The organism is Pantanalinema rosaneae CENA516, from assembly GCF_050753385.1.
In the GTDB taxonomy this organism is placed as follows: Bacteria; Cyanobacteriota; Cyanobacteriia; order Leptolyngbyales; family Leptolyngbyaceae; genus Pantanalinema; species Pantanalinema rosaneae.
On sequence record NZ_JBLZFZ010000019.1, the window covers coordinates 46,111 to 69,398 of the forward strand.

General features: G+C 50.2%; 17 protein-coding genes. 15 read left to right on the forward strand and 2 right to left on the reverse strand.

The window, feature by feature from the left end:
• Positions 1 to 82 precede the first annotated feature (82 nt).
• Both ACN4EK_RS13200 and ACN4EK_RS13205 read right to left on the reverse strand, forming a co-directional pair.
• Positions 83 to 523 (reverse strand): spore photoproduct lyase family protein, encoded by a 441-nt coding sequence (locus ACN4EK_RS13200; RefSeq protein WP_431658367.1) that lies wholly within the window; start codon positions 521 to 523, stop codon positions 83 to 85.
• 41 nt (positions 524 to 564) lie between these two features.
• Positions 565 to 1,440, reverse strand: coding sequence for a helix-turn-helix transcriptional regulator (locus ACN4EK_RS13205; protein WP_431658368.1), 876 nt, complete (start codon positions 1,438 to 1,440; stop codon positions 565 to 567).
• A gap of 207 nt (positions 1,441 to 1,647) precedes the next feature.
• Between ACN4EK_RS13205 and drmD the strand changes: the two genes are divergently transcribed.
• The 15 genes from drmD (at position 1,648) to drmC (ending at position 23,264) form a co-directional block, all read left to right on the forward strand.
• Entirely contained in the window at positions 1,648 to 4,872 is a 3,225-nt protein-coding gene (gene drmD / locus ACN4EK_RS13210) for a DISARM system SNF2-like helicase DrmD (protein WP_431658369.1), read from the forward strand.
• An 11-nt stretch (positions 4,873 to 4,883) separates the two neighbouring features.
• Entirely contained in the window at positions 4,884 to 7,712 is a 2,829-nt protein-coding gene (locus tag ACN4EK_RS13215; protein WP_431658370.1) for an Eco57I restriction-modification methylase domain-containing protein, read from the forward strand.
• Positions 7,712 to 8,077 (forward strand): hypothetical protein, encoded by a 366-nt coding sequence (locus ACN4EK_RS13220; protein ID WP_431658371.1) that lies wholly within the window; start codon positions 7,712 to 7,714, stop codon positions 8,075 to 8,077. Before ACN4EK_RS13215 ends, ACN4EK_RS13220 begins: the two co-directional genes overlap by 1 nt.
• Entirely contained in the window at positions 8,064 to 8,432 is a 369-nt protein-coding gene (locus ACN4EK_RS13225; RefSeq protein ID WP_431658372.1) for a type II toxin-antitoxin system PemK/MazF family toxin, read from the forward strand. The genes ACN4EK_RS13220 and ACN4EK_RS13225 overlap by 14 nt, the downstream gene beginning before the upstream one ends.
• On the forward strand, positions 8,422 to 9,669 hold the full coding sequence (locus tag ACN4EK_RS13230) for a type IIL restriction-modification enzyme MmeI (protein WP_431658373.1): 1,248 nt from the start codon (positions 8,422 to 8,424) through the stop codon (positions 9,667 to 9,669). The genes ACN4EK_RS13225 and ACN4EK_RS13230 overlap by 11 nt, the downstream gene beginning before the upstream one ends.
• A 29-nt stretch (positions 9,670 to 9,698) precedes the next feature.
• Entirely contained in the window at positions 9,699 to 10,037 is a 339-nt protein-coding gene (locus tag ACN4EK_RS13235) for a hypothetical protein (protein WP_431658374.1), read from the forward strand.
• Complete coding sequence (locus ACN4EK_RS13240; RefSeq protein WP_431658375.1) at positions 10,024 to 11,220, forward strand: DUF6745 domain-containing protein; 1,197 nt, start codon at positions 10,024 to 10,026, stop codon at positions 11,218 to 11,220. The genes ACN4EK_RS13235 and ACN4EK_RS13240 overlap by 14 nt, the downstream gene beginning before the upstream one ends.
• A gap of 325 nt (positions 11,221 to 11,545) precedes the next feature.
• Positions 11,546 to 13,051 (forward strand): hypothetical protein, encoded by a 1,506-nt coding sequence (locus ACN4EK_RS13245; protein WP_431658376.1) that lies wholly within the window; start codon positions 11,546 to 11,548, stop codon positions 13,049 to 13,051.
• 200 nt (positions 13,052 to 13,251) lie between these two features.
• Positions 13,252 to 14,106, forward strand: a complete 855-nt coding sequence (locus ACN4EK_RS13250) for a hypothetical protein (RefSeq protein WP_431658377.1) — start codon at positions 13,252 to 13,254, stop codon at positions 14,104 to 14,106.
• Between the two features lie 131 nt (positions 14,107 to 14,237).
• A complete protein-coding gene (locus ACN4EK_RS13255) occupies positions 14,238 to 15,959 on the forward strand; it encodes a DUF262 domain-containing protein (protein WP_431658378.1) in 1,722 nt (573 codons plus the stop codon).
• 54 nt (positions 15,960 to 16,013) lie between these two features.
• Positions 16,014 to 16,412, forward strand: coding sequence for a hypothetical protein (locus ACN4EK_RS13260; RefSeq protein ID WP_431658379.1), 399 nt, complete (start codon positions 16,014 to 16,016; stop codon positions 16,410 to 16,412).
• A 60-nt stretch (positions 16,413 to 16,472) separates the two neighbouring features.
• Positions 16,473 to 17,060, forward strand: coding sequence for a Uma2 family endonuclease (locus tag ACN4EK_RS13265; protein WP_431658380.1), 588 nt, complete (start codon positions 16,473 to 16,475; stop codon positions 17,058 to 17,060).
• Between the two features lie 92 nt (positions 17,061 to 17,152).
• Positions 17,153 to 20,572, forward strand: a complete 3,420-nt coding sequence (gene drmA, locus ACN4EK_RS13270) for a DISARM system helicase DrmA (RefSeq protein ID WP_431658382.1) — start codon at positions 17,153 to 17,155, stop codon at positions 20,570 to 20,572.
• On the forward strand, positions 20,569 to 22,464 hold the full coding sequence (gene drmB, locus ACN4EK_RS13275; protein WP_431658383.1) for a DrmB family protein: 1,896 nt from the start codon (positions 20,569 to 20,571) through the stop codon (positions 22,462 to 22,464). Before drmA ends, drmB begins: the two co-directional genes overlap by 4 nt.
• A complete protein-coding gene (drmC, locus tag ACN4EK_RS13280; RefSeq protein ID WP_431658384.1) occupies positions 22,461 to 23,264 on the forward strand; it encodes a DISARM system phospholipase D-like protein DrmC in 804 nt (267 codons plus the stop codon). Before drmB ends, drmC begins: the two co-directional genes overlap by 4 nt.
• Positions 23,265 to 23,288: the final 24 nt, after the last annotated feature.

A 23,288-nucleotide genomic window follows, 5' to 3' on the forward strand; every position in this document is an offset into this window, starting at 1 on the left:
CTCAAGGTTAAATGGGCGATCGACCTCTGCGATGTCCCCAAACCTGAGAACCTTATGGGACTACTACACGGGACGATGGGAACTAAAAGGCGTAGCGAATGGTGCAGTACGGCAACTGCTGTTCCAATGCCCCACAGAGCCCATCGACCAGTGTTCCTTTCAAACCCCGCTTGTAGCGCACATTCTTGCCCCCCGTTTGAGACAACTTGGTTTCCTGTAAGTTGGGCTGCCACAGCAAGCCTTTGGCCTGAGGATGCCAGCCTAAATTAACCTCGTGCAGGCGATCGTTGTGGGTCAGGAGAATCACTTCTGCTTGCAACTGCTCCTTGGCGGGAGGCAAAAGGGTATCATCAATTTCTTCAAACAACTGCTGATAGTCTGCGAGCCAGTCCTGGTAGTAAATCACAGGCGCAAAGTTGACATGCACTTCGTACCCAGCTTCGACGAAGTCATTGATGGCAGCAATGCGATCGCGGATCGGTGAAGTCCAAATATCGACTACCGATGCCTCAGTCGAAGGCATCAGGCTAAAGCGGCTGCATCAATATCCCCAAAATTAGGCTTTTACATGTTATTGACTCCACTCAAACTATATTGCTCGCACATAGCTTGCAGCTTTTGCTTGAATTTTGCCTGCACCGGTTCTGGCGAGACAATGATGCAGTCTTCTCCGTAGCGCATGATCTCACGAAAGAACCAAAAGGTATTCGAGATCCGGCGCACGATTTGACGAACGGGTGGATGACGATCGCTCAACCATTCATTCCTCACATCAGCCGGTTTGGATTCGTAGGCAAAGGCTAATCCTCTAGATAGGTGCATCTCGACCTCAAGGACATCAAGATGGGGTCGCCATCGTTTGCGAACCGAACTGAGAGCAGCATCAGGAATCCGGTCTAAACGTAATGTCCAGTTATGCTGTAACTCAGGTAGGTCTCGGTTCCCTTCGGTTTCTTCACACCAGCATTCCAAATACTGCCGCTGCTCATAGGGTGTAATCTTAGCGTGACAGATCGTGAAACTCCAGGGACGATCAACGGCATCTCGATACGTCAGTTGAAACGGAATTTGGCGGCGAATATATTGGTCAATTTCCAATCGCCAGGGAGCTAACGGTATTTCAAGATAGCGCTCAATCTCGCTTCTTAAAGGAATGGATAGTTCACTTCGCTCTAGTAGAAGTTGGGCAACTACTTGAGCCGATTCGGGGTGGCCTGCATCTGTCAGTAATTGGATAGATTGATACAGTGCTCGAATGCGAGTATCTGACCAATTATTGTTGCGATTAATCAGCAGTTCTTGGCGGGCGATCGCTTCCATCAAGCGGGAAATATTGGGGCGAGTGCCCCATCGCATTCCCTGCTCATCGGCGATCGCTTCTAATCGGGCTTTGTCCTGCTCTGATAGAGAAAGCGTAATGGATTGCCCCTTTCGTCCCATAAGTTCCTAATTTGTACGTACACTTTGTACTTGCCACTCTTCTATTGTGAATGCCATCATGGGCATATTGCAATTTTTTAGATGCTTGTGAATAAAAGTGGGCAACCTAGTTGGGGAGCGATCGCTCTCTAGCGGGTAATAATGCCTTGTTTTCGGCTGAGATCTGGACTGAGCACTGTCTGATTACTGTTTATTTAAGGGGTAAGGATGACATCTACGATTCTCGAACCTGGGCAAATTATTCGAGTTCGTTCACGCCAATACCTGGTTGAAGATGTGATTCCTGCCGATTCTCCTGTCGGTGATACCAGAGTGCGTTTAGCCTGCTTGGAGGATGATGCTCAAGGCGATGCCCTGGAGGTTTTCTGGGAGCGGGAAATTGATGCTCAAATCCTTGAGGCAAGTTCCTGGGAGGCAGTTGCAAACCGAGGGTTTGATAATCCCCGCTATTTCTCGGCGTACCTCCATGCGCTGCGCTGGAACTGTGTTACCTCCACTGACCCAAAACTGTTCCAGGCTCCCTATCGAGCCGGAATTGAAGTGAAGGCGTACCAGCTAGAGCCGTTACGGAAAGCGCTACGAATGCCGCGAGTCAATCTGTTTATTGCCGACGATGTAGGTTTGGGCAAGACGATCGAGGCAGGCCTGATCTTACGCGAGATGCTGATGCGGCAGAAGATTAAGCGAGTGGTCATTTCCTGCCCTCCCTCAGTGGTGCGCCAGTGGAAAGATGAGATGGAAAGCCGCTTTGGTTTGACCTTCATCATCTACGATCGCGACTTTGTTGCCTCCAAACGACGGGAACGGGGTTATGGCATTAATCCCTGGAAAACTCACACCCGATTTATCATTTCCCATTCACTGCTGCGAGATGAAACATACGCGGCTCCTTTGAGGGATTGGCTTCAAGATTTTTCGGCTGGGTCGATGCTAATTCTGGATGAGGCCCACAATGCGGCTCCCGCCAGTGCGTCTCGTTATGCGATCGATTCCCAGTTAACTCGAACGGTGCGTGACTTAGCACCCCGGTTTGAGCACAAACTATTTCTCTCCGCCACGCCCCACAATGGGCACTCTAATAGTTTTGCGGCACTGCTCGAAATCCTCGATCCACAGCGTTTTTGTCGGGGTGTACCTGTACGAAGCAAGAAGCTATTGGATGCCGTAATGGTGCGGCGACTCAAGCAGGACTTGCGGGAAATTAACAATGCGGATTTCCCAAAACGCGAGATTATCCCGGTCATCGTTAACAACTTACCCGAAGATGCTCCTGAACTGAAGCTCTCCCAACTGCTTCAGGAGTACCGGCAATGTCGGGAGGAGCGGTTGAAGGATGCGCCGAAATTCACACAAACAGCCGCCCTGCTAGTTCTGACTTCCCTTCAGAAACGGTTACTGTCATCCATTGAGGCGTTTGCTCGCACATTGAAAGTACATCGTCGAGCGATCGAGCGGCAGGCGGAACAACAATCCACTGCCCAGCAGAACTACTCTCTGCTGCAAGAATCGCTAGGTAATGATGACGATCGAGCGGATTTGGATGAGGATGAGGTGCTGAAGGAAGAAGCCGCTCAGATGGAAAAGGCAACTCAAGTAGCAAGTGCCGCTATCTCACAGCGCGAGCTTGACCTGCTGGAGGAAATGACCCAACTTGCAGAGCAGGCAAGACATGAACGCGATAGCAAGGTGAAAAAGCTGGAGGACTGGATACGGCAGCATCTCTGTCCCGATCTAGGTAAACCAGGAGCAACCTGGCTCAATCGACGGGTTTTAATCTTCACTGAGTATACCGACACCAAACGCTATCTAGAACAGCAGCTCGGAGCCATTATTGCTAACTCCGATCGCGATCGCATTGATACCTTTCACGGCGGGATGGGCGACGAACAGCGGGAGTATATCAAACAAGCCTTTAACACTGACCCGGCTCGCCATCCCCTCAGGATTCTGATTGCGACGGATGCGGCCCGAGAGGGGGTGAACCTCCAAAACCACTGTGCCGACCTGTTCCATTTTGATGTGCCCTGGAATCCCAGCCGAATGGAGCAGCGCAATGGGCGCATTGACCGCAAGCTTCAACGAGAGGAGGAGGTTCGTTGCCACTATTTTGTGCTGGCGCAGCGGGTGGAAGACAGGGTGTTGGATATTTTGGTGAAAAAGACCAGGCAAATCCAAGAGGAACTGGGAAGTTTGTCTCCTGTAGTGGAGAAGAACGTCTCGAAGCTATTGGATAACGGAATTCGTAAGGCGGAGATCCAGAAGCTGACAGAGGCGATCGCCACCTCAGATCAATCGAATTCAGACTCCACTGATCGCACCAGCACCATTACTGAGGAGTTGGAGGCGATTAGATTACGGCAGGACAAACTGCGCCAGCAGCAAGTAGAACTGGAATCCATGCTCAGGGACTCCAAACTGTGGCTAGGACTGGACGATCGCCATTTTCGAGATACACTATCGGTCTCTTTAGAGCTGATGGGGGCAGAACCACTTAAGCCATTGGATGCAGCGGCAGCCGTTGGGGATGAGGAACGGAGTCAGTGGATCGTGCCAACCCTCGACCAACAAGCAGGGGCTGATCCAACCTGGGCGACGACGTTGGACACCCTTCGAGCACCCCGGCAGAAAACCCAAAAGCTATGGGATTGGCGGAAAGAAGCACCGATTCGTCCCGTGGTCTTTCGAGATCCGGGTTCGCTGGATGGGCAGGTCGTGCATCTGCATTTGGAACATCGGATTGTACAACGGCTTTTGGGTCGATTTCTTTCCCAGGGATTTTTGCATGATGAGTTGACCCGTGCCTGTGTTTGCCGCACGGATGACCCAATTCCACGGGTGCTGATTCTCGGAAGGTTGTCGCTGTATGGCGATCGCGCCGCTCGCTTGCATGATGAAATCGTTGTGGTTGCCGCCGAGTGGATTGACCCAGATGCCAGAGGTAGAGGCAAGCTGCGCCCCTTAAGTGAAGGGGAGAAGAAGGATGTGTTACAGATTCTTGAAGATTCTTTAGCGCATCCCCGATTAAGAGAAGTGCCCAATGCCTTAATCGATAAGCTGAAAGTTCACACGGCAAGAGACGTTGAGGATTTATTGCCTCACTTGGAGCGTCGAGCTACAGAGCTAACCGATCGTGCGAAACGCAAGTTGGAACAACGGGGGGAGAAGGAATCCGCAGAAATGAAGACGTTGCTGGAGGAACAGCGCGATCGCATTCTCAAGCAGTTCAACCAGTATGAAACCCAGCAGTTGTCTCTCTTCAACCCAGACGAACGACGACAGATTGACAGCGATCGACGGCATTGGGAGAAGCGAGTCGCTGAACTGGAGCAGGAAATCCTGAGTGAGCCGGAGCGCATTCGGCAGACCTACCAGATCAAGGCTGAGCGCATTGAGCCAGTTGGTGTTGTTTATCTCTGGCCCGTTTCAAGTTGAGGAGGGGAATTATGGCAACCGATCTCGATATCCTCAGACACAAAGAATGGCTTGGGTTGCTTCAACCCGTTGGACTGGTCGTTTCACCGCCAGCCCTGGTGAAAGCCCAGGCGGTAATCGATCGCGGCAAACTGGTTGATTTACAGGATCGGTTGCAAGCGGTCATTTCGACGGAACCCATTCCGCGCCACAAGGATGACAAGATCGCCTGGATTGAGAACTTCCCAGCGTTTACGCAGAAGGTTTTAGGGTGGCGCGATCGCGACCTCATCGGCACATCCAATCCAAATGACTTGCCAGAAGAGTTATCGGTGTCGTTGCCCAGTTATGGGGAAGTATTGAAGCCGACCTATGCGGTTCGTGATCCTGACAGCGATCAGTGGGTGCTGTTGATTCAGGAGGTTGCACCGGGGTTGCCGTTTGATGAGGATGATCCGGCATCGGTGGCTGGGCATGGTTGGCAAGCTAGCATTCAGGCAAAGTTTGAGCGGTTGCTGCGGGAGACAGGGGTTAATGCTGGGCTACTCGTGAATGGAACAGAACTTCGGTTGGTCTACGCGCCCAAGGGTGAGTCTTCTGGACATCTGACCTTTCCCATCCAGGCAATGACGGAGGTTCCGGGTCGGTTGATTTTGGGTGCGCTCGATCTGCTGCTGGGGGAAGATCGGCTGTTTAATGTGCCGGAGAATCAACGGTTGAATCGGTTGCTGGAGGATAGCCGGAATTATCAAGCAGAGGTTTCAACGAAGCTGTCGGGTCAGGTTTTAGACGCACTGTGGGAACTGTTGCGGGGATTTCAGGCGGCGGATGCGGCAGTGAATGGAAAGATCCTCAGAGAGTTAGCTGAAACTGACCCACAGCATATCTATGGGGGACTGATCGCTACTTTGATGCGGCTGGTGTTCCTGCTATATGCCGAAGATGAAGGGCTGATGCCGGATGATGAGGTGTATCAGCGCAACTACGCGGTGTCGGGGCTGTATGAGAAGCTGCGGGAGGATGCAGGCAACTACCCAGACACGATGGATCAGCGGTATGGAGCGTGGGCAACGCTGTTAAGTCTGTTTCGGCTGGTGTATGACGGAGGTGGACCCACTGAAGAGTATCTTCCGGCGCGACATGGGCAGTTATTTGACCCCGATGAGTATCCGTTTTTGGAAGGTCGCCCGATCGCTTCTCACTTTGCCACATTCGGCAGAATTGCAGCCCCTCGCATCTCAGATGGGGTGATTTACCGGATGCTGGATAAGCTGCTGGTGCTAGATGGAGAGCGGTTGTCTTATCGTGCCCTCGACGTTGAGCAGATTGGCTCAGTCTATGAGGCAATCATGGGCTATGAGGTGGAGATTGCCCACGGACGATCGATCGCCGTTCGTCCAAAAGATGTGGTGGTGGATGTAGACAAGCTTTTGGCGGCAAAGCCAGCAGACCGCGTCAATTTTCTCAAAGCGGCAGAGTGTGAACTGAAAGGGGCAGCCCTGAAGGAACTGAAAGAGGCAAAAACCGCTGAGGACATTGCCGCTGCCATTGGTCGGCGGGTTTCACCGCGAACCCCAAACTTGTTAGCGGCAGGAAGTCTGTTTTTGCAACCGGGAGAGGAACGGCGGCGATCGGGGTCGCACTACACGCCTCGGAAGTTGACGCAGCCGATCGTGGAGAAGACGCTGGAGCCTGTGCTGAAGAATTTAGGGGAGCATCCCACACCAGAGCAGTTGTTAGATCTGAAGGTGTGCGATCTGGCGATGGGTTCGGCGGCGTTTTTGGTGGAAGCCTGTCGGCAGTTGGCAGACAAGCTGGTGGAAGCCTGGAATTATCACGGGAAGCCTGCGGATCTGCCGGAGATGGTGGAGGATGTGGTGGTGGCGCGGCGATTGGTGGCGCAGCGGTGCTTGTATGGGGTGGATAAGAACCCGTTTGCGGTGAACCTGGCGCGGTTGTCGCTGTGGTTGGTGACGCTGGCAAAAGATTTACCGTTTACGTTTTTGGATCATGCGCTCAAGTGTGGTGACTCGTTGGTGGGGCTGACTAGAGCGGAGATTGGTAGCTTTGGGGCGAGTGCCGCCTATGAGCCCACGTTTTTTGAAGACCACAAGCGGTTGATGAAGCAGTCGGCAACCAAGGCACTGGCGTTTCGGCAGCAGATTCAAACGTCGGATACGCGATCGGATGGGGATGCAGAAACCAAACAGGCGTTATTGCAAGATGTGGAACGCACCTTAGAACCTGCTCGCTTAACGGCAAAAGTCGCAATCGCCTCTTTCTTTGCGGGTGACAATGCCAAACAACGGCAGAAATATCGTGAGGAATTTGGCGGTAAGTTGATTGGTTATGAAAAGGGATTGGTCAATGAGTCAGAGATTCAATCGGTCGTTGCCAAGCTAACAACGGGAGCGAAGGCAATACAGCCGTTTAACTGGGAATTAGAGTTTCCTGAAGTGTTTGAGCGAGAGAATCCGGGGTTTGATGCAATTATTGGAAATCCACCTTTTGCGGGAAAAAATACAACGATTAACGCCCACCCTGAAGGATATCTGGATTGGTTGAAAATCGTGCATCCCGAATCTCATGGCAATGCGGATCTGGTGGCGCACTTCTTTAGGCGATCGCACACTTTGCTCCGGTTTGGCGGCACCATGGGACTCATTGCGACTAACACCATTGCCCAGGGAGACACCCGCAGTACGGGACTCCGGTTTATTTGCAACAATGGCGGCATGATTTACAACGCCACTCGCCGTTATAAGTGGCCCGGATTAGCGGCGGTGGTTGTCAGTTTAGTGCATATCATGAAGATCGGGACAGTTACCCGCGAGAAAGCGATCGCTGGAGGTGATTCATAATGTCTAGCCTGGAACAGATGCAACAAGATATTCAAGCTTTGCCAGAAGAGGCTCAACTATTGCTGATGGATTTTATTGAAATCCTGAAAAAGCGATATCCGCAGGTCGATCAATCAAAGGCAAACGCTGAGGGCAATCCCTATGAGAAATTTAAAGAGAGCGGATTCATTGGGTGTGTATCGGTTGGAGAAAACCTATCCGCAACTGAGGGGCTTGATCGCCGTGCTTTTATGAAATTGCCAATGGCAGAACGTCAGCGCATTCTGGCGACACAAGCCGCAGCCATGTCAGAGCATTATGAGCAAGATACAGCATGGCAAGAGTGGGTAAATTTGGACGTTGAGGCAACCTATGACGAGTCCTAAGCGTGGAGAAGTTTGGTTAGTCAATCTTGATCCAACGATCGGAGCAGAAATTCAAAAGACTCGCCCTGCTGTTGTGGTCAGTTCTGATGTGGTTGGCAAGCTGCCGCTCAAGCTGGTTGTTCCCGTTACAGATTGGAAACCTTATTTTGCTTCTAACCTCTGGCACGTTTGCATTGAACCGACCCAAACAAATGGATTAACAAAAACATCAGCGGCAGATGTGTTGCAGTTGCGAAGTGTAGATACCAAACGTTTCGTTCGCAAAGTAGGAACTTTATCGACCGCTGACTTACAAGAAATTGTGTTTGCCATTGCCGCGATCGTGGAATATGAGGAGCCAAATGATGAGTTATAAACCTCCCATTATTCTAGATGGCAAACCTGTTGAAAAAATTACGGCATTTTTGTTTGCTAAAGGCGGAAATGATGACCCTGCCGTGTTGCTAGCAAATGCTAACAAGAGTTTTGTGGGCAGCTATGTATTAGGCATGGGGTTTACGTTTGATGACTCTAACCCGGATGCAACACCCATTGCCGAAATGCACCGCTTAATCGAAAAACATCCCCGCAATACAGAACGAATTTTTCCCTACATCGGCGGTGAGGAAGTGAACAGCAGCCCAACTCATTCGCATCATCGCTATGTAATCAATTTTGGCGATATGAAAGAAGATGAAGCACGCCAATATCCTGACTTGATGGCGATCGTTGAAGAAAAGGTTAAGCCATCCCGTCAAGAACTAGGTAATAACGGTGATGCCCTGCGACGTAAAACAAGATGGTGGTTATGGGGAAGGTATACACCTGCTTTATTTAAAGCGATCGCTCAGTGCGATCGGGTGTTAGTTATTTCCCGTGTTACCCAACATTTTGCTTTCGCCATTCTTCCTTCTGGAGCAGTTTATTCAGAGAGATTAGTTATCTTTCCAAATGCGAGTTTTGAATTTTTTTGTGTCATGCAGTCTCAAGTGCATGAAATTTGGACTCGATTTTTTACAACAACACATGAAGAACGCTTAACTTACTTTCCCTCTGATTGTTTTGAAACTTTTCCCTTTCCCCCTGACTGGGAAACCAACCCCACCCTCGAAGCCGCAGGCAAAACCTACTACGAGTTCCGCGCCGATCTTATGATCCGCTACAACGAAGGACTCACCACCGCCTACAACCGCTTTCACGATCCTGATGAAACCAACCCCGACATCCTCAAACTGCGCGAGCTCCATGCCCAAATGGATCGCGCCGTCCTTGATGCCTACGGTTGGACAGACATCCCCACCGACTGCGAATTCCTGCTCGACTACGAAGACGAAGACGATTCTCCCCTCGCCCCTAGTGGGAGAGGGGCAGGGGGTGAGGGGCGCAAACGCAAGAAACCCTGGCGCTACCGCTGGCCCGAAGAAGTCCACGATGAAGTTCTCGCTCGTTTGCTAAAACTCAACCAAGAGCGGGCAGAAGCAGAAAAATTAGGCGGCAAATCCAAACGCCGCAAAGAACCCGCCAAACCCATTACCCCTGATGCCACCTTTCCCTCTACCCAAAAACAACTCGACCTGATTCCTCCTGACCAAGAACAACTCGATCTGTTTTAACTCTATCCTTTGATCACAGGAGAAACCCCATGTACAAACCAATCCGCCAGGGAGATGTGATTCTTACTCCCCTGCCTGACCGACTCCAAGCGCAGCAAACAAACCGGAAACTCCCCCACCTCACCCTCGCCGAAGGAGAAGCCACTGGGCACCGCCATCGGATCAGTGAAGGTAACGCTGAGCTATATGAAGAAAATGGTATCCTCTATCTCCGAGTTCTCTCAGAGACTGCTCTCCTCAGCCATGAAGAACATCAAGCGATTCCAATTCCCCAGGGCGACTGGATGATCCGAATTCAACGGGAATACGATCCCGACCTGCAACGGAACCTCAGCTTAGAGGAGGTCTGGCGCGATGTCATCGACTAAAACAATGACGGCTGACCAAGAAGCGCTGCTGCCGATTTATCAAGAAAAATGGCGAGCTATTGCCCACTCAACAACGGCGATCGACCCCCAAAAAGTGACTGACGCTGTACATGCTCTTTATCAACTCAAGAATTTAGACAGCCCAACGGTACTGTTCTATCAAAGCCCTCAAGACACCAGCACTTGTCTGCGCCGCTATTCAGAGGCAAAAATTGCCCATGAACTAGGGTTAGCGCGTTGGTTCGATCTCAAAGGAGAGCTAGAAGAATCACTCAAAAACGGGCTATTTGATGCTGGTTGGACAGATCTAGCGCAAACCTATGACTTTAGAACGGACAGATTTGGGTCAACCCTGGTTCCACACTTGACCATTGCCGTCTGGAGTGGATGGTTGAGAGAACTGGAAACCCCATTAGGTAATTTACGCCGAGGTCAGGTGATTAAACCAGAGGCGTGGGCAAGTTTCGCCGCCTTCACCGACTTTTGTATTTCAGTCCTGGGTGTCTCCTGCAATATGCAACTGTGGGCAACCTTTCAAAACATTGTCTGTGAATGCGGTTGGTTGTACCCATTTGAAAAAGCTGTACTTGTTTGTAATCGCCCTACAGAACTGTTGTTTGATCCTCAGTATCGACCTCACGCTGAAGCCAAGCCTGCCATCTCGTTCGCTGATGGGTTAAGCGTTTATGCTTACCACGGAGTCCATCTCCCCGAACACTATGGGCAACTCCCGCCATCGGAGTGGAAGTCCGAATGGATCCTGGATCAACGCAATGCGGAACTACGACGTGTCCTGATTCAAGTGATCGGCTTCACTCGCATTTGTGATGAACTCAATGCCATTGCCTTAGATTCCTGGCGTGAGTACACCCTGGTGCAAATCCCCACCGATACCGGCTTTGTTGAACGGCGACGGCTATCATTGCCAGCGATGATGACACGCGATGCTCGACCAGACCTCAGCCCCGAAGAGTGGCTTGCTCTACGACGATGGTATTGGCACCGCGATCGTAAACCTATGCCCCTTGAAGAACAAGTACCCATTCATTTTCTGCAAATGACCTGCCCTTCAACCGGGCATATTCACACCATCCGAGTACCACCCGAAATGCAATCTGCACGGGAAGCCGCCCGCTGGATCAACCACGACATCGACCCCGAAGAATTTGCAACAGAAACTTAATTGTTCAGCGATTATCCGTTACCACAGTTGTGGAAATAGCCGCGATCGTGCCAAATCCATATTCATGTTGTTTCTATCGTTAACAACTGGGGCACTTTAAATAGGGATAACTTCTTCACTCTATGTGTTCAATCTGTTAGCTATCCATTTGCCTAAGTCTATCTGTCTCTAATCTATGCAGGCTAACTAATCTTGCTAGCTCACTTGACTCAACTTTGCTTCGGATGATTCTTGATTACTTGATTGAGAATTTTCTCTGAATATAAATATCTGCTCATGTTCAATGCAGGTATGCATTTACCATGCCAACTAAAGAGAATTACAGATGATTGCCTCTATTACCATTCAACCAACATCAGAAAATCTTGAGCGTTACCAACATCAGCAACGTGGTGTGACCTACTGGAAGACAATCGATTTCTTTCCATATGATGAGCAGTATACAGCTCAGTTCACAAATCTCCTGGCAAGTGATGAGGGGACGATCGAACGCCAAATTCTAGATGTTGCAACGGAAATGAGCATCTCAATCGAAGCTCTCAGACAACAGCTCAGTAATTATTCCAAAGTTGCTCAAACTCCATTCTGCCTCTGGCATACTGATCGGTTTTCGGATGAGCCGAAGCCAACCTTTTTTACGTCACTCAATGAGCTGCTGGAACAGTCTTCAGTTCATAAGGATAAAGAGAATAGTTCGGAGCCGAAAACAGCAGGCGCTTTAGGCAAGCTTTTAAGGATTTCTAAGCGCATTGCTCCATTGATTTGGGCTACCGTTTTGGTCGTTGTGATCATTCCCATGATTGGTCAGTGGTTTATGGTGCGATCACTTTCTGATGATATAGATCCACCAGCGATCGTTCAGACTGCTGCTACCCCTACCTCCACTATCCAAACTCCTACGGTTCCATCTTCACTGCCTGTACAAGATTGGAGCCGGTTCGAGCAATTGGCTAAAGATAAGATGCGAATCGCCCATGCTAAAACAGAAGCGTTTGCCCGCAAAGAGCTAGAGCAATGGTCTGACGGGTTGACTCAACGTTTAGACGAGAGCTTTCTCGACTGGTATTTTGGCTACTTCCATCAGAAGCAACTTCAGTACGACAGTTTCTTCACAGGCATTACTGGAAAATTTCAGCAATGGTTAGACCCCAGTAAGCTTTCTCCCCAAGAAAAGATCGCTGAAGAAATCACAAGAGAGTTTCAGGAAGAATTTGCCAAACGGGTTCTTGTGCCTCAGATCTCCGAATTTCAACTGCAAAACATTACCCTAAAAACGGCTAAAACGTATATTCGCGAACTGGGGCAGGAATTCAATCAAATCCCAGTTGAAAGTGGTATTTCTGCTGCTGAGTGGAACCGTTACCTACAGGATATTTCAATTGCCATACCTGGTGTGGAAGGTAAGCTAATTACGTTACCGCTCAAGCAAATCACCGCAGTTGGTGCTTATGCCGCTCTTAAGCCGCTCATCGTGCCTCTTCTGCCCAAAGTTGGGACTGCCGTGGCTGGCAAAATGGCAACTAAAGTTGGTGCCAAACTTGCTGCTAAAACAGGGGGAACACTAGCTGCAAAACTGGGAGGAACGTTTCTAGATGCCACCGTCGGTGTTGGCATTATCCTGTGGGATGTCTGGGATACCAACCACACTGCCAATATTGAGAAGCCAATTCTCCGCAAAAACTTGATTGACTACATCGCTGAAATTAAAGGATCTGTTCTAGAAAACCCAACAAATGGAATCATGACTATCACCGACAGAATTGACGCAGAGATCCTGCGGTCAATCCAAATCGTGAAAGATACCCAAGCATCTTTGGATGGAGTTAGCTAGAGCGAAATAGTATGAGATTCATTGATATTTCAAAACGAGTTGTGGGAGTTCTGCTATTAGCCACCTGGCTCTGGCTAACCCTGCTACCATCCTTAGGTGCATTTGCTGATGACATTTCTCCATCGACCTCTGCACAAGCTGCCGAAACTACCAACATAGACTATGACTGGTCAGAGATTGACCGACAGCTTGTTAATGCCTTGAATGAAGTTAGCCAAAACACTGAAGAATTTGTCACTGGGGAGTTAGATCGCTGGGAACAGAAACTAATTACCCAAGTTGATCATCCCTTTTTGGATTGGTACTTCAACTTTTTGCACCAGAAAGCTACTGAATTTGGTGTGCCCTTTGCGTGGATGGCATTCAAGTTAGATTCTCAACTTAAAATTCTTCAAACCGAGGAAGAGAGGGTAGAGAATCTGAATGCTGATCAGATTATCAAAAGGCGTATGGAGGCAGACATCAATCGCAAATTTGCTGAAGCCGTATTGAATCAAGACGCAATGTCTGACCTAAAAGACGTTGTTGAACGCACTGCCAAAAATTATGCTTCAGCGGTTGGTATGAAATTTGCTAGCGTCAAAAGTCGTTATCACGTTGCTGATCAGGAGTGGGAACGTCATTTAGATAACCTCTCCCAAATTGTTGCAAACACTGGAACGAATAGCCTAGGTCTATCAGGCAGTGCTCTAGCTGGCAATCTCACTACTAAAGTACTTGCTGTAACTGCTGCCAGTGCAGGTACCAAAGTTGTTACCTCTTTAGTTGCGAAATCAAGCTCTAAGCTTTTAGTCAAAGGAGGAGCTGCAATCGTAGCCAAGTGGGGGTCAACTCTTGTCGATCCAGCGTTAGGCATTGGGTTGATTGCCTGGGATGTTTGGAGCTATCGCCAAAACGTTGAGCACGATCGTCCTCTGCTCAGACAAGACTTAATCCGCTACATCACTGCCCTTAGAGATTCCATCCAAGAAAATCAAGAAGGGAATGGAATTATGGATGCGATTGCGTCCCTTCAGATGGACTTGATCAAGGGTTTACATCCTCGGTATGGATAAACGAAGCAGAGAACTGAGCTGCGGGTAGAGAAAATAAATTTCTACGGTACAGCTCTAGTTGCGACTGAAAGATAGATTCAAATTCAAGCCATTTCATGCTTCCTTACCTCCCTACGTGTAGAAACTAACCTATGCCAACTAAAATCCACGGTGCTGAGTATCCGATCGAGAAAATCTTCTGCGATGACTTTGTTTTCTCAATTCCCTTATATCAGCGCCCCTACGCCTGGGAAATTGAACAGGCAGAAGCTCTACTTGATGACTTGCTGGATTTTCTGGGAGACAACAACACTTCTGTCGGAGAACTCAGCCCTTACTTCTTGGGCAGTATTGTCCTTATCAAGTCAGATGATTCTACGAAAGCCGAAGTCGTCGATGGACAGCAGCGCCTGACAACTCTCACCATTCTCCTGTCCGTTTTGCGAGAAACTGTTCCAGAAGAAGTGGCCAAGGCATTGACTGCTTATCTGTATGAGAAAGGCAATGTTATTAGAGCAACCCCAAACCGCTATCGGCTGACTCTGCGAGATCGAGATGCCCAATTTTTTCGTGAGCACATCCAGGATGAGGGGGGGCTTAGCAAATTAGCCAACCTGAAGGATGCCATTCTCCCCGATAGTCAGGCTCGCATCCGCGATAATGCCCTGCATTTACTCAAGCGCTTAAAGCAACTGCCAGAGCATCAGTGCATCCGGTTAACCCAATTCGTGATTACAGGCTGCCTGCTAGTTGTTGTTTCCACCCCTGATATGGACTCAGCCTACCGGATCTTCTCAGTCCTCAACGATCGCGGCTTAGACCTGTCTCATACTGACATTCTTAAATCCGAAATTATTGGCAAAATTCCCCTAGATCAGCAAGAGCAGTACAATCGGCGGTGGGAAGACATCGAAGTCAAGTTGGGACGCAATACCTTTCAAACCTTGTTCTCCCATATTCGGATGATCTACCGCAAAGCCAAGCAAAAGGATTCAGTCCTCAAAGAAGTACGGGAACATATTAAGCCCAGCGAAAACCCCACCCACTTCATTGATGAGGTGCTATGCCCAGCCGCGCAAGCCTATGCTGATATTCAAGATTGCTGCTACGAAAGCCATCAGTACGCCGAAGCCATTAACACTTACTTCAAATACTTGAATCGCATCGATAATGCTGACTGGTTACCGCCTGCGATCGCCTACTTGTCTAAATACCGCCACCAGCCAGAACAACTGCTGACGTTTTTCAAAGATCTCGATCGCCTAGCCGCCGGTCTCATGATTCAACGGGCTGACATCAACGAGCGCATGAAGCGCTACAGTGATCTCCTCACCTGGATTGAGACAGATTTGGACATCACCCAGCCAGACTCACCCTTAAATCTTACGGCTGAGGAATGCGCAGCCATTGTGCAACGGCTGAATGGCCCACTCTACCTGGAAACTAAAATTCGTCTCTATGTATTGCTGCGCCTCGACACCCATCTCTCAGGTGGTGAAGCCGTGTACACCTTGCCCCGTATCACTGTCGAGCATATTCTTCCCCAAAATCCACCCTCTGGCAGCCAGTGGCTAGAGTGGTTCCCCGACACCGATACCCGTCAACATTACGTCCATCGCTTGGGAAACCTGGCGCTGCTGTCAGGCTACAAAAATAGTAGTGCCCAAAACTTTGACTTTGATACTAAAAAGCGTAAGTACTTCACGGGCAACCATGGCGTGTCTCCCTTCGCCATCACTACCCAGGTGTTAAACACAACAGAGTGGACTCCTGCTGTGATTGAACAGCGACAGACTGAACTCGTAGGTCGATTAAAACAACTCTGGCGATTGGATGAACCCACCTTCGTGCCTCCGCCCGCGATCGTCGATTAGCAACTGTTAAATGTCTAGTCAATAAGGCTCCTTTTACCCCCAATAAGCCTGGTCATGCAACCTCAATATCTAGTCGAACCTACTGATCAAAACCTTCAACGTTATCAGCGTGAAGCCAATAGCATAAGCTACTGGCACACTGCTGATTTTTTCCGGTATGACAAAACCCTGGAAGATTCTCTCTCAAATCTCTTTGATACCTACACAGATCTGCTGTTTGAATCAGATGAGGACGATGAGGATACGGCGATTCGTAGAGTCAATTTGAAAATGGGTCGGCTGCTCATCCAAACTGCCAGAGAAAGAGGCATTGCCCCCAAAGAGTTGCGTGACCAGTTAAACAATTTTGCGACTGTCATCTGGACACCCATTTGCATCTGGCGCAAACGCCCGTCTGGTGAAATGAGCTATACCCTGATGAGTAATCTACCAACCGCTCAAGCCCCACCCTGACGTTACTTGCTATGCCCCTGGAATACACTAGACGCAGGTGAATCCTAGCAGGAACCAGTTATGACAACCACCACCCAAAAGCTTAGCTTCGAGGCATACCTTGCCTACAGTGACGGCACCGACACCCGCTATGAACTCGTTGATGGAGAACTCGTTCCCATGAGCTTAGGCACTGGCAAGCATGGAGCCATCATTCGCTTCTTGACGCGGCAGTTTGAAGACAGCATTACCCAAACAGAGCAACCCTGGGTGGCATTACCTGCTTTGGTAGGCGTTCGCTCCCCACGGGGTAGACGCTGGGATACCTCCCGGATTCCCGACGTGACCGTTCTGCCCTTGGTGCAGTGGGAAGCAATGGAAAACCGAGAAGCCGTGATTGACTTCAATGAGCCGCCACCCCTACTGGTGGTTGAAGTCGTTAGCCCTTCGACCCAACCCGATGACTATCGCTCCAAACGATCGGAATATGGACTCCTAGAAATCCCCGAATACTGGATCGTCGATCCGCTGGAATCGAAAGTCACTATTTGCCTTCTCGATCACGAGTTCTACGATTTAACCGAATTTCAGGGCGAAGACGTGATACAGTCGCCCCTTTTCCCAGATCTGAAGCTAACTGCCGCTCAAATGTTGGCAGGCAAACGATGAGCGACACTCCCGCGCATCTTCTCTTACCTCACCTTCAGCTTTGTTGAGACGACATCTACCGCATTAGCCTGCCCCATAATAAGGTTGCTCCTGTGCCCACAACTGCCGCCGACATTCGCTCCACTCTAGTTAATGCCCTACAAATCGACCTGGTTGGTCCGAAACCTGATGATACAGAACATGCAGAGGAAGTGCTAACCCAAGCACCCTCTAAGTGGTATCTCACGGGTTTCCTAGCTCCCTTTGGCGCAAAACCCGACGATCGCTCCGACGATGAAGGGAATGTTGAGCCGCAAGAGCTAGGGGATGGCGCAACGAGCGAAGATAGCCAGTCTCCTGAAGTAACGCCCGCCCGAAAAGCACTATTTCCCTCCTCAATGGGAATGAGTTTCCTCATCTCCCAACAGACAAAAGAACTGCCAACGACAGTTCACTGGGCAGATTACAAACCCATTGAGCTGGAAAGACAGAATCTTGAAGCTGAGGAACCGGTTGACAAAAAGAAGCGCAAACCAGGTGGATGGCAACGCATTCCCCAATCTGCTTCACTCATCGTTCCAATTCAATCTGCCAAAGATTCGTTTGAAATTGAAATTCCCGGCGGTAGTGGTCTCACCTTAGTCGTCAACTGTCGCCCAGTGATTGACCATCGCTTTGAGGCAGGAACGCTTTCCGTCTCTATCTTTCTCGTGAACTATCGGCAGATGCACTTCAGCGAGAAGGATGCGTCCTTTGCCTTTCAAACCTGCCTGATTGTGCAGTGCCTGGAGGGATTTGTGCCCCGCTCAGACCTGCGCGGTCTAGACAGCAAAGACCCAGATGAGGCGATCGCTAGTCTCCAATATCGTCATGAGTATGAATTTGCCGTTGGGCATAACGTCTCCGTCATCGCCCACTCCTCCGAACCGCATCACTGCACCGAAGTCTGTACCACCTGGATTCCGATCGCAGAAGTCCCCAAGGTCGAAGCGGCCCCGCTGCCGATGGTTCAACTTGGGATGGAGGAGTTAGCTGCTGCCGAAAACGTAGACGTAATCCGCCAAATGCTCAGCCCAATGGTGGCAGAATACCGCACCTGGATTACCGCTCAATACAACACCCCGATTGATCCACCCCAGGCAAACAATGTTGCTCAAGCCCTGTTAAACGATGCCCGTCGTGCCTGCGATCGCATTGAATCGGGTATCGACTCACTGGCAGACCCACAGGTGTTAGAAGCATTTCGGATGGCCAATCGAGCCGTGGCGATCGCTCGTCGTCGTCAACTCAGCCAGGAGTTGAACCAATCCCCAGAGAGCTTCAAACCTCCCGCATGGCGACCGTTCCAGCTAGCCTTTATTCTGCTAAACCTGGTCAGTATTGCTCAGCCCGACTGTTTTGACCGAGGCATTGTTGACCTGCTCTTTTTCCCAACGGGTGGTGGTAAAACGGAAGCCTATTTGGGGCTTGCTGCCTTTACGCTGGTGCTGCGCCGTCTCAAGCATCCGGGTATCCATTCAGCCGGAATGAGCGTTCTTATGCGCTATACCCTGCGATTGCTCACCCTTGACCAGCTAGAGCGGGCTGCTCGTCTGATTTGTGCGCTAGAACTAGAGCGGCAAAAAGACCCCACGAAGTTAGGTCAGTGGCCCTTCGAGATTGGTCTTTGGGTCGGACAGGGCGCAACCCCCAATAAACTTGGTAAACGAGGCGACAAGGACGAATACTCTGCCCGTGAGCGCACCCTTGCCTTCAAGCGAGATAGTAAAGGCAAACCGTCTCCCATTCCCCTAGAGAAGTGTCCCTGGTGTGGCGAGAAGTTCAAGCCCGAATCGTTTCAACTGCAGCCATCAGAAGATGCCCCGAAAAACCTCAAGGTCATCTGTACCAATCGGGACTACTTTGGTCGAGACTGTGACTTCCGCAGCCGTAACCCCCTACCAATCCTGGCAGTTGATGAACCGATCTACCGTCGCTTACCCTGCTTCATGATCGCCACAGTTGATAAGTTCGCCGCCCTTCCCTGGGTTGGGCAAACAGGTGCGTTGTTTGGGCGTGTCACCCACTATCAGGATAGTGAAGGTTTCTACAGCGCCGCTGATCCAACGATCGCCGGTACACCACTCGGAACCTATCTGCCGCCACCCGATTTAGTCATCCAGGACGAGTTACACCTCATCTCTGGTCCCCTGGGTACGATGGTCGGACTATACGAAACAGCGATCGACACGCTCTGCTCCCATACCAGCACTGATTCGGGTAAACCAATTCGCCCTAAAATCATAGCCTCAACTGCAACAGTACGGCGAGCGAAGCATCAAATTCAAGCCCTGTTCGGTCGGGGTCATGTCGATATCTTTCCACCACCCAGCCCCAATCGGCACGATTCCTTCTTTGCCAAAACAGACTTCACCGTTCCCGGACGGCTTTACCTGGGCGTTGCCGCTCAAGGACGCAGCCTGAAAGTGGTTCTGCTGAGAACCTACCTGGCACTCATGGCAGCAGCATACAAGCAATATGAGGAACAGGGAGGCAAACGGAACAAGGAGAATCCCGCTGACCCCTATATGACCTTGATGGGGTACTTCAACTCCTTACGTGAACTGGGAGGAAGCCGCCGAATTGTTGAAGATGAGGTCGTTGCCCAACTTGCGAACTATGGCGATCGCCTACGGCACGGTGAACTCATGGGACCATTTCTTAATCGGAAAATTGACGACGAGCCTGAAGAACTCACCTCCCGGGTAAGCACCAACAAGGTTGCCAATACCAAGCGTCGATTAGCCCTGCCATTTCACGAAAAAGAGCGGGTAGATGTGGCACTTGCCACCAATATGATTTCCGTTGGTCTAGATATTGTGCGGTTAGGTTTGATGGTTGTTCTAGGGCAACCCAAAACAGCCGCAGAATATATCCAGGCAACCAGCCGAGTGGGGCGAGATTCCAATCGTCCTGGTTTAGTTGTGACGCTGCTCAATGTTCATCGACCCCGCGATCGCTCCCATTACGAGCGGTTCCAAAGCTGGCACAACAGCTTCTACCGAGCAGTCGAGGCAACCAGTGTCACTCCCTTCTCTCCGCGCGCCTTGGATCGAGGGTTAGCAGGGGTTGTTGTCGCCCTGACTCGCTTAGGTATTCCAGAAATGACTCCAGCACTGGGAGCCTCGAATATCAATAACAAACCGGATGCGATCGATGCCGTGATTGAGGCGATTGCCTGTCGGGCTGAGAGTTACAGCCCAGATTTAGATGCGGCTGCGACCAGCAAACTACGGCAACAGGTTAGAGCACAGGTGCTTGATCTCATTGACACCTGGAAACAAATTGCGAATCGAGATAAGCGGCTGCAATACCAGAAGGAAGCAGATCTGGCTCCTCCGCTACTGCTAGATGCACTCAGCCCCGATGCTGACAAAGAGCCTCGTGAACGCCAAAAGTTCAAGGCTTACCGTAGCTTGCGTGATGTCGAAGCAACCGTCAATCTTTGGGTACGCGACCCCTATGGACTGGATATGGAGGATGAAGGCAAATGAGCGATAAGAAAAGCAAGTCTAAACCTAGTGGTGAATTGCGGCAAAGCCAAGTGCTAAGCACCTTTGGTCCTGGCTCAATGGTTGATTTACCAACCCGCTCTGTCGTCATTTCTGGATTGACATACTGGAAGGGCGATCGCCAAGCAATTCGGGAGGATCGGCTCCGCTACAAGGTTGCAAAAAGCCTGGACATCGACCCTCAAGAAATCCAACTCTATACGCCACCCCAACAATCTAGCGATCCCAAGGCGGCAATCAGCGGCGTTGATGCCTTTGTCTTCCCTACTTGGTTTCTAGGACAGGTGGACGAAACCTATGAAAAGAATGGCAAAGTCTACCGAACTCGACCGCTTGTGACCTGGAGTGCGGTCAAAAGTGGGTTTAAGCATGAAGGCAAAACAACTCAAGCAGTCCCTGTCCGCTTCGTCCAGGCTTGTACCAATGGTCATCTCAGCGATATTGACTGGTACGCCTTTGCCCATAATGATTTTGATACCACCTGCCGCAAACCACTTTGGTTAGATGAGGGTGGATCTGGAAATGATTTTGAAGAGATTTTTGTGCGTTGTGAATGTGGCAAGCAGCGTCCTCTTTCTGAAGCCAAACTCAAAGATTCCAAAGTACTAGGTAAGTGCCAGGGGCATCGCCCTTGGTTAGGTCCCCGTGGTCAAGAGCCTTGCGTTGGACACAAAATTAATAGCAATGGTGACATTATTGAAACAGGGCAACCTGAATACAATCGCTTGCTCGTGCGCTCTGCTAGCAATGCCTACTTCACCCAAATCCTTAGTGTCATCTCCATGCCTGATCAGGCGGCTGAGCTGAAGAAGGCAGTCGATCGCTTTTATGAAGATGATTTGCAGTTTGCCGAAGATCTGGCAGATATTCAAAAAGAACTCAAGAAACCGAAGTTTGCTGAACTGGCAAATTTGGGGGCAGATGTCGTTTGGACAGAGGTGAAGCGGCGTAAAAGTGGGGTAGCCATTCCAGACAAGAGTATTAAGCAGGTAGAACTGGAGGCACTACTCTCCTGCCCTGAAGAAATGGGCAAAGAAGTTCCAACGGCAGACAAGGATTTTCAGGGGTACGCTCGTCGTTTAGATACGCTAGATGCGAAATGGCGATCGTCCATTGATCGGGTTGTGCTTGTGCATCGCTTACGGGAGGTCGTAGCACTGATTGGCTTTACCCGCTTTGAGGCTGCCATGCCGAATATTGAGGGTGAGATTGATGATTTGGCAATCAATATTCGTAGGGCAAATCTAGACTTCGAACCCAAGTGGGTGCCTGCGATCGAGAATTTGGGCGAAGGGGTTTTCATTAGTATTCAGAAGGAAGCAATCCATCAGTGGTTAAACCGCCCAGAAGTCAAAGCGAGGGAACAGCACCTTGAGCAGGGATTTTACAAATGGCTAGACACGAGGGGCATCCCTCGCGATAAGGCAAAATTTCCCGGTGCGGCTTACATCATGCTGCATTCCCTTTCCCACCTGCTCATCACCGCTGTGTCCCTCGATTGCGGCTATGCCTCTAGCGCCATCCGTGAGCGGATTTATGCCTTTGATGAGATCGGCTATGGCATTCTTCTCCATACAGGCACTTCAGGATCAGAGGGAACACTAGGTGGATTGGTCGAGGTCGGCAGGCGAATCGAAGAACACCTTGGCAGAGCCTTAGAGTACGGACGGCTCTGCTCAAATGATCCAGTATGCGCCCAGCATCAACCAGATGACGAACAGGAGGATCGTTTCCAGCACGGAGCAGCCTGTCACGGTTGCTTACTCATTGCTGAAACCTCCTGCGAACGCCGTAATGAAATGCTGGATCGGGCACTGGTTGTGAACACCGTAGCAGGACTGGGAGCAGAATTCTTCCCAGATACCGTCCAATGATGTCTCCGTTAATGAGTTTGAGCCGTCCTGCCCTGACTGCCCTGGCTACCGCTCTGGAGACCGAGAGGTTCAGCTTCCCGATTTACCCGTTTGCTTTGGCAAGCTATGTGCCAGAGCAATTGACAGTGGTAATCGCCGCTGAACTAAATCAGCTACGGCAACAGGGAATGAGTTCCGCTCACATGGCGTACATGCTGAAGTTACTGGCACAGGAGCGGGCGATCGCCCACCAGAAGCAGGAACAAGTCGATTTAGTCTGGACAGGACCAGAAGTTCCTGGAACCGAGAGTCGAGATACTGCTGTGGTTGTGCGAGAACTGTTTAGTAGTGCCCGCCATAGCGTGTTAATTTCTAGTTTCGCTATCGATCAGGGCACTAAAGGGCATCAGCTCTTTCAACCTCTTGCCAATCGCATGGATGCAAACCCAAAGTTAAGCGTCCGCATGTTCCTCAACATTAAGCGTCCTTACAACAGTCAGACACCAACCCAAAACTTACTACGAGAATTTTCAGAAAACTTTCGTAAAAATGTTTGGGCAGGGCAACGATTGCCAGAGGTATTTCATGATCCGCGATCTCTGGAGCTATCTAGTAATTCCAATGCCTGTTTACACGCTAAATGTGTTGTAGTGGATGAAGAGCGAGTGCTAATTACGTCAGCTAATTTTACAGAAGCTGCTCATCAACGCAATATTGAAGCCGGTGTGTTGATTGCTAACCAAGTTGCGGCAAGGGCTATCCGTTCTCAATTCGAGATGCTGGTAACTCGAAAAATTCTCCAAAGAGTACCTGGGCTCTAAACCTCAGTTACTTTTAGATGGTGA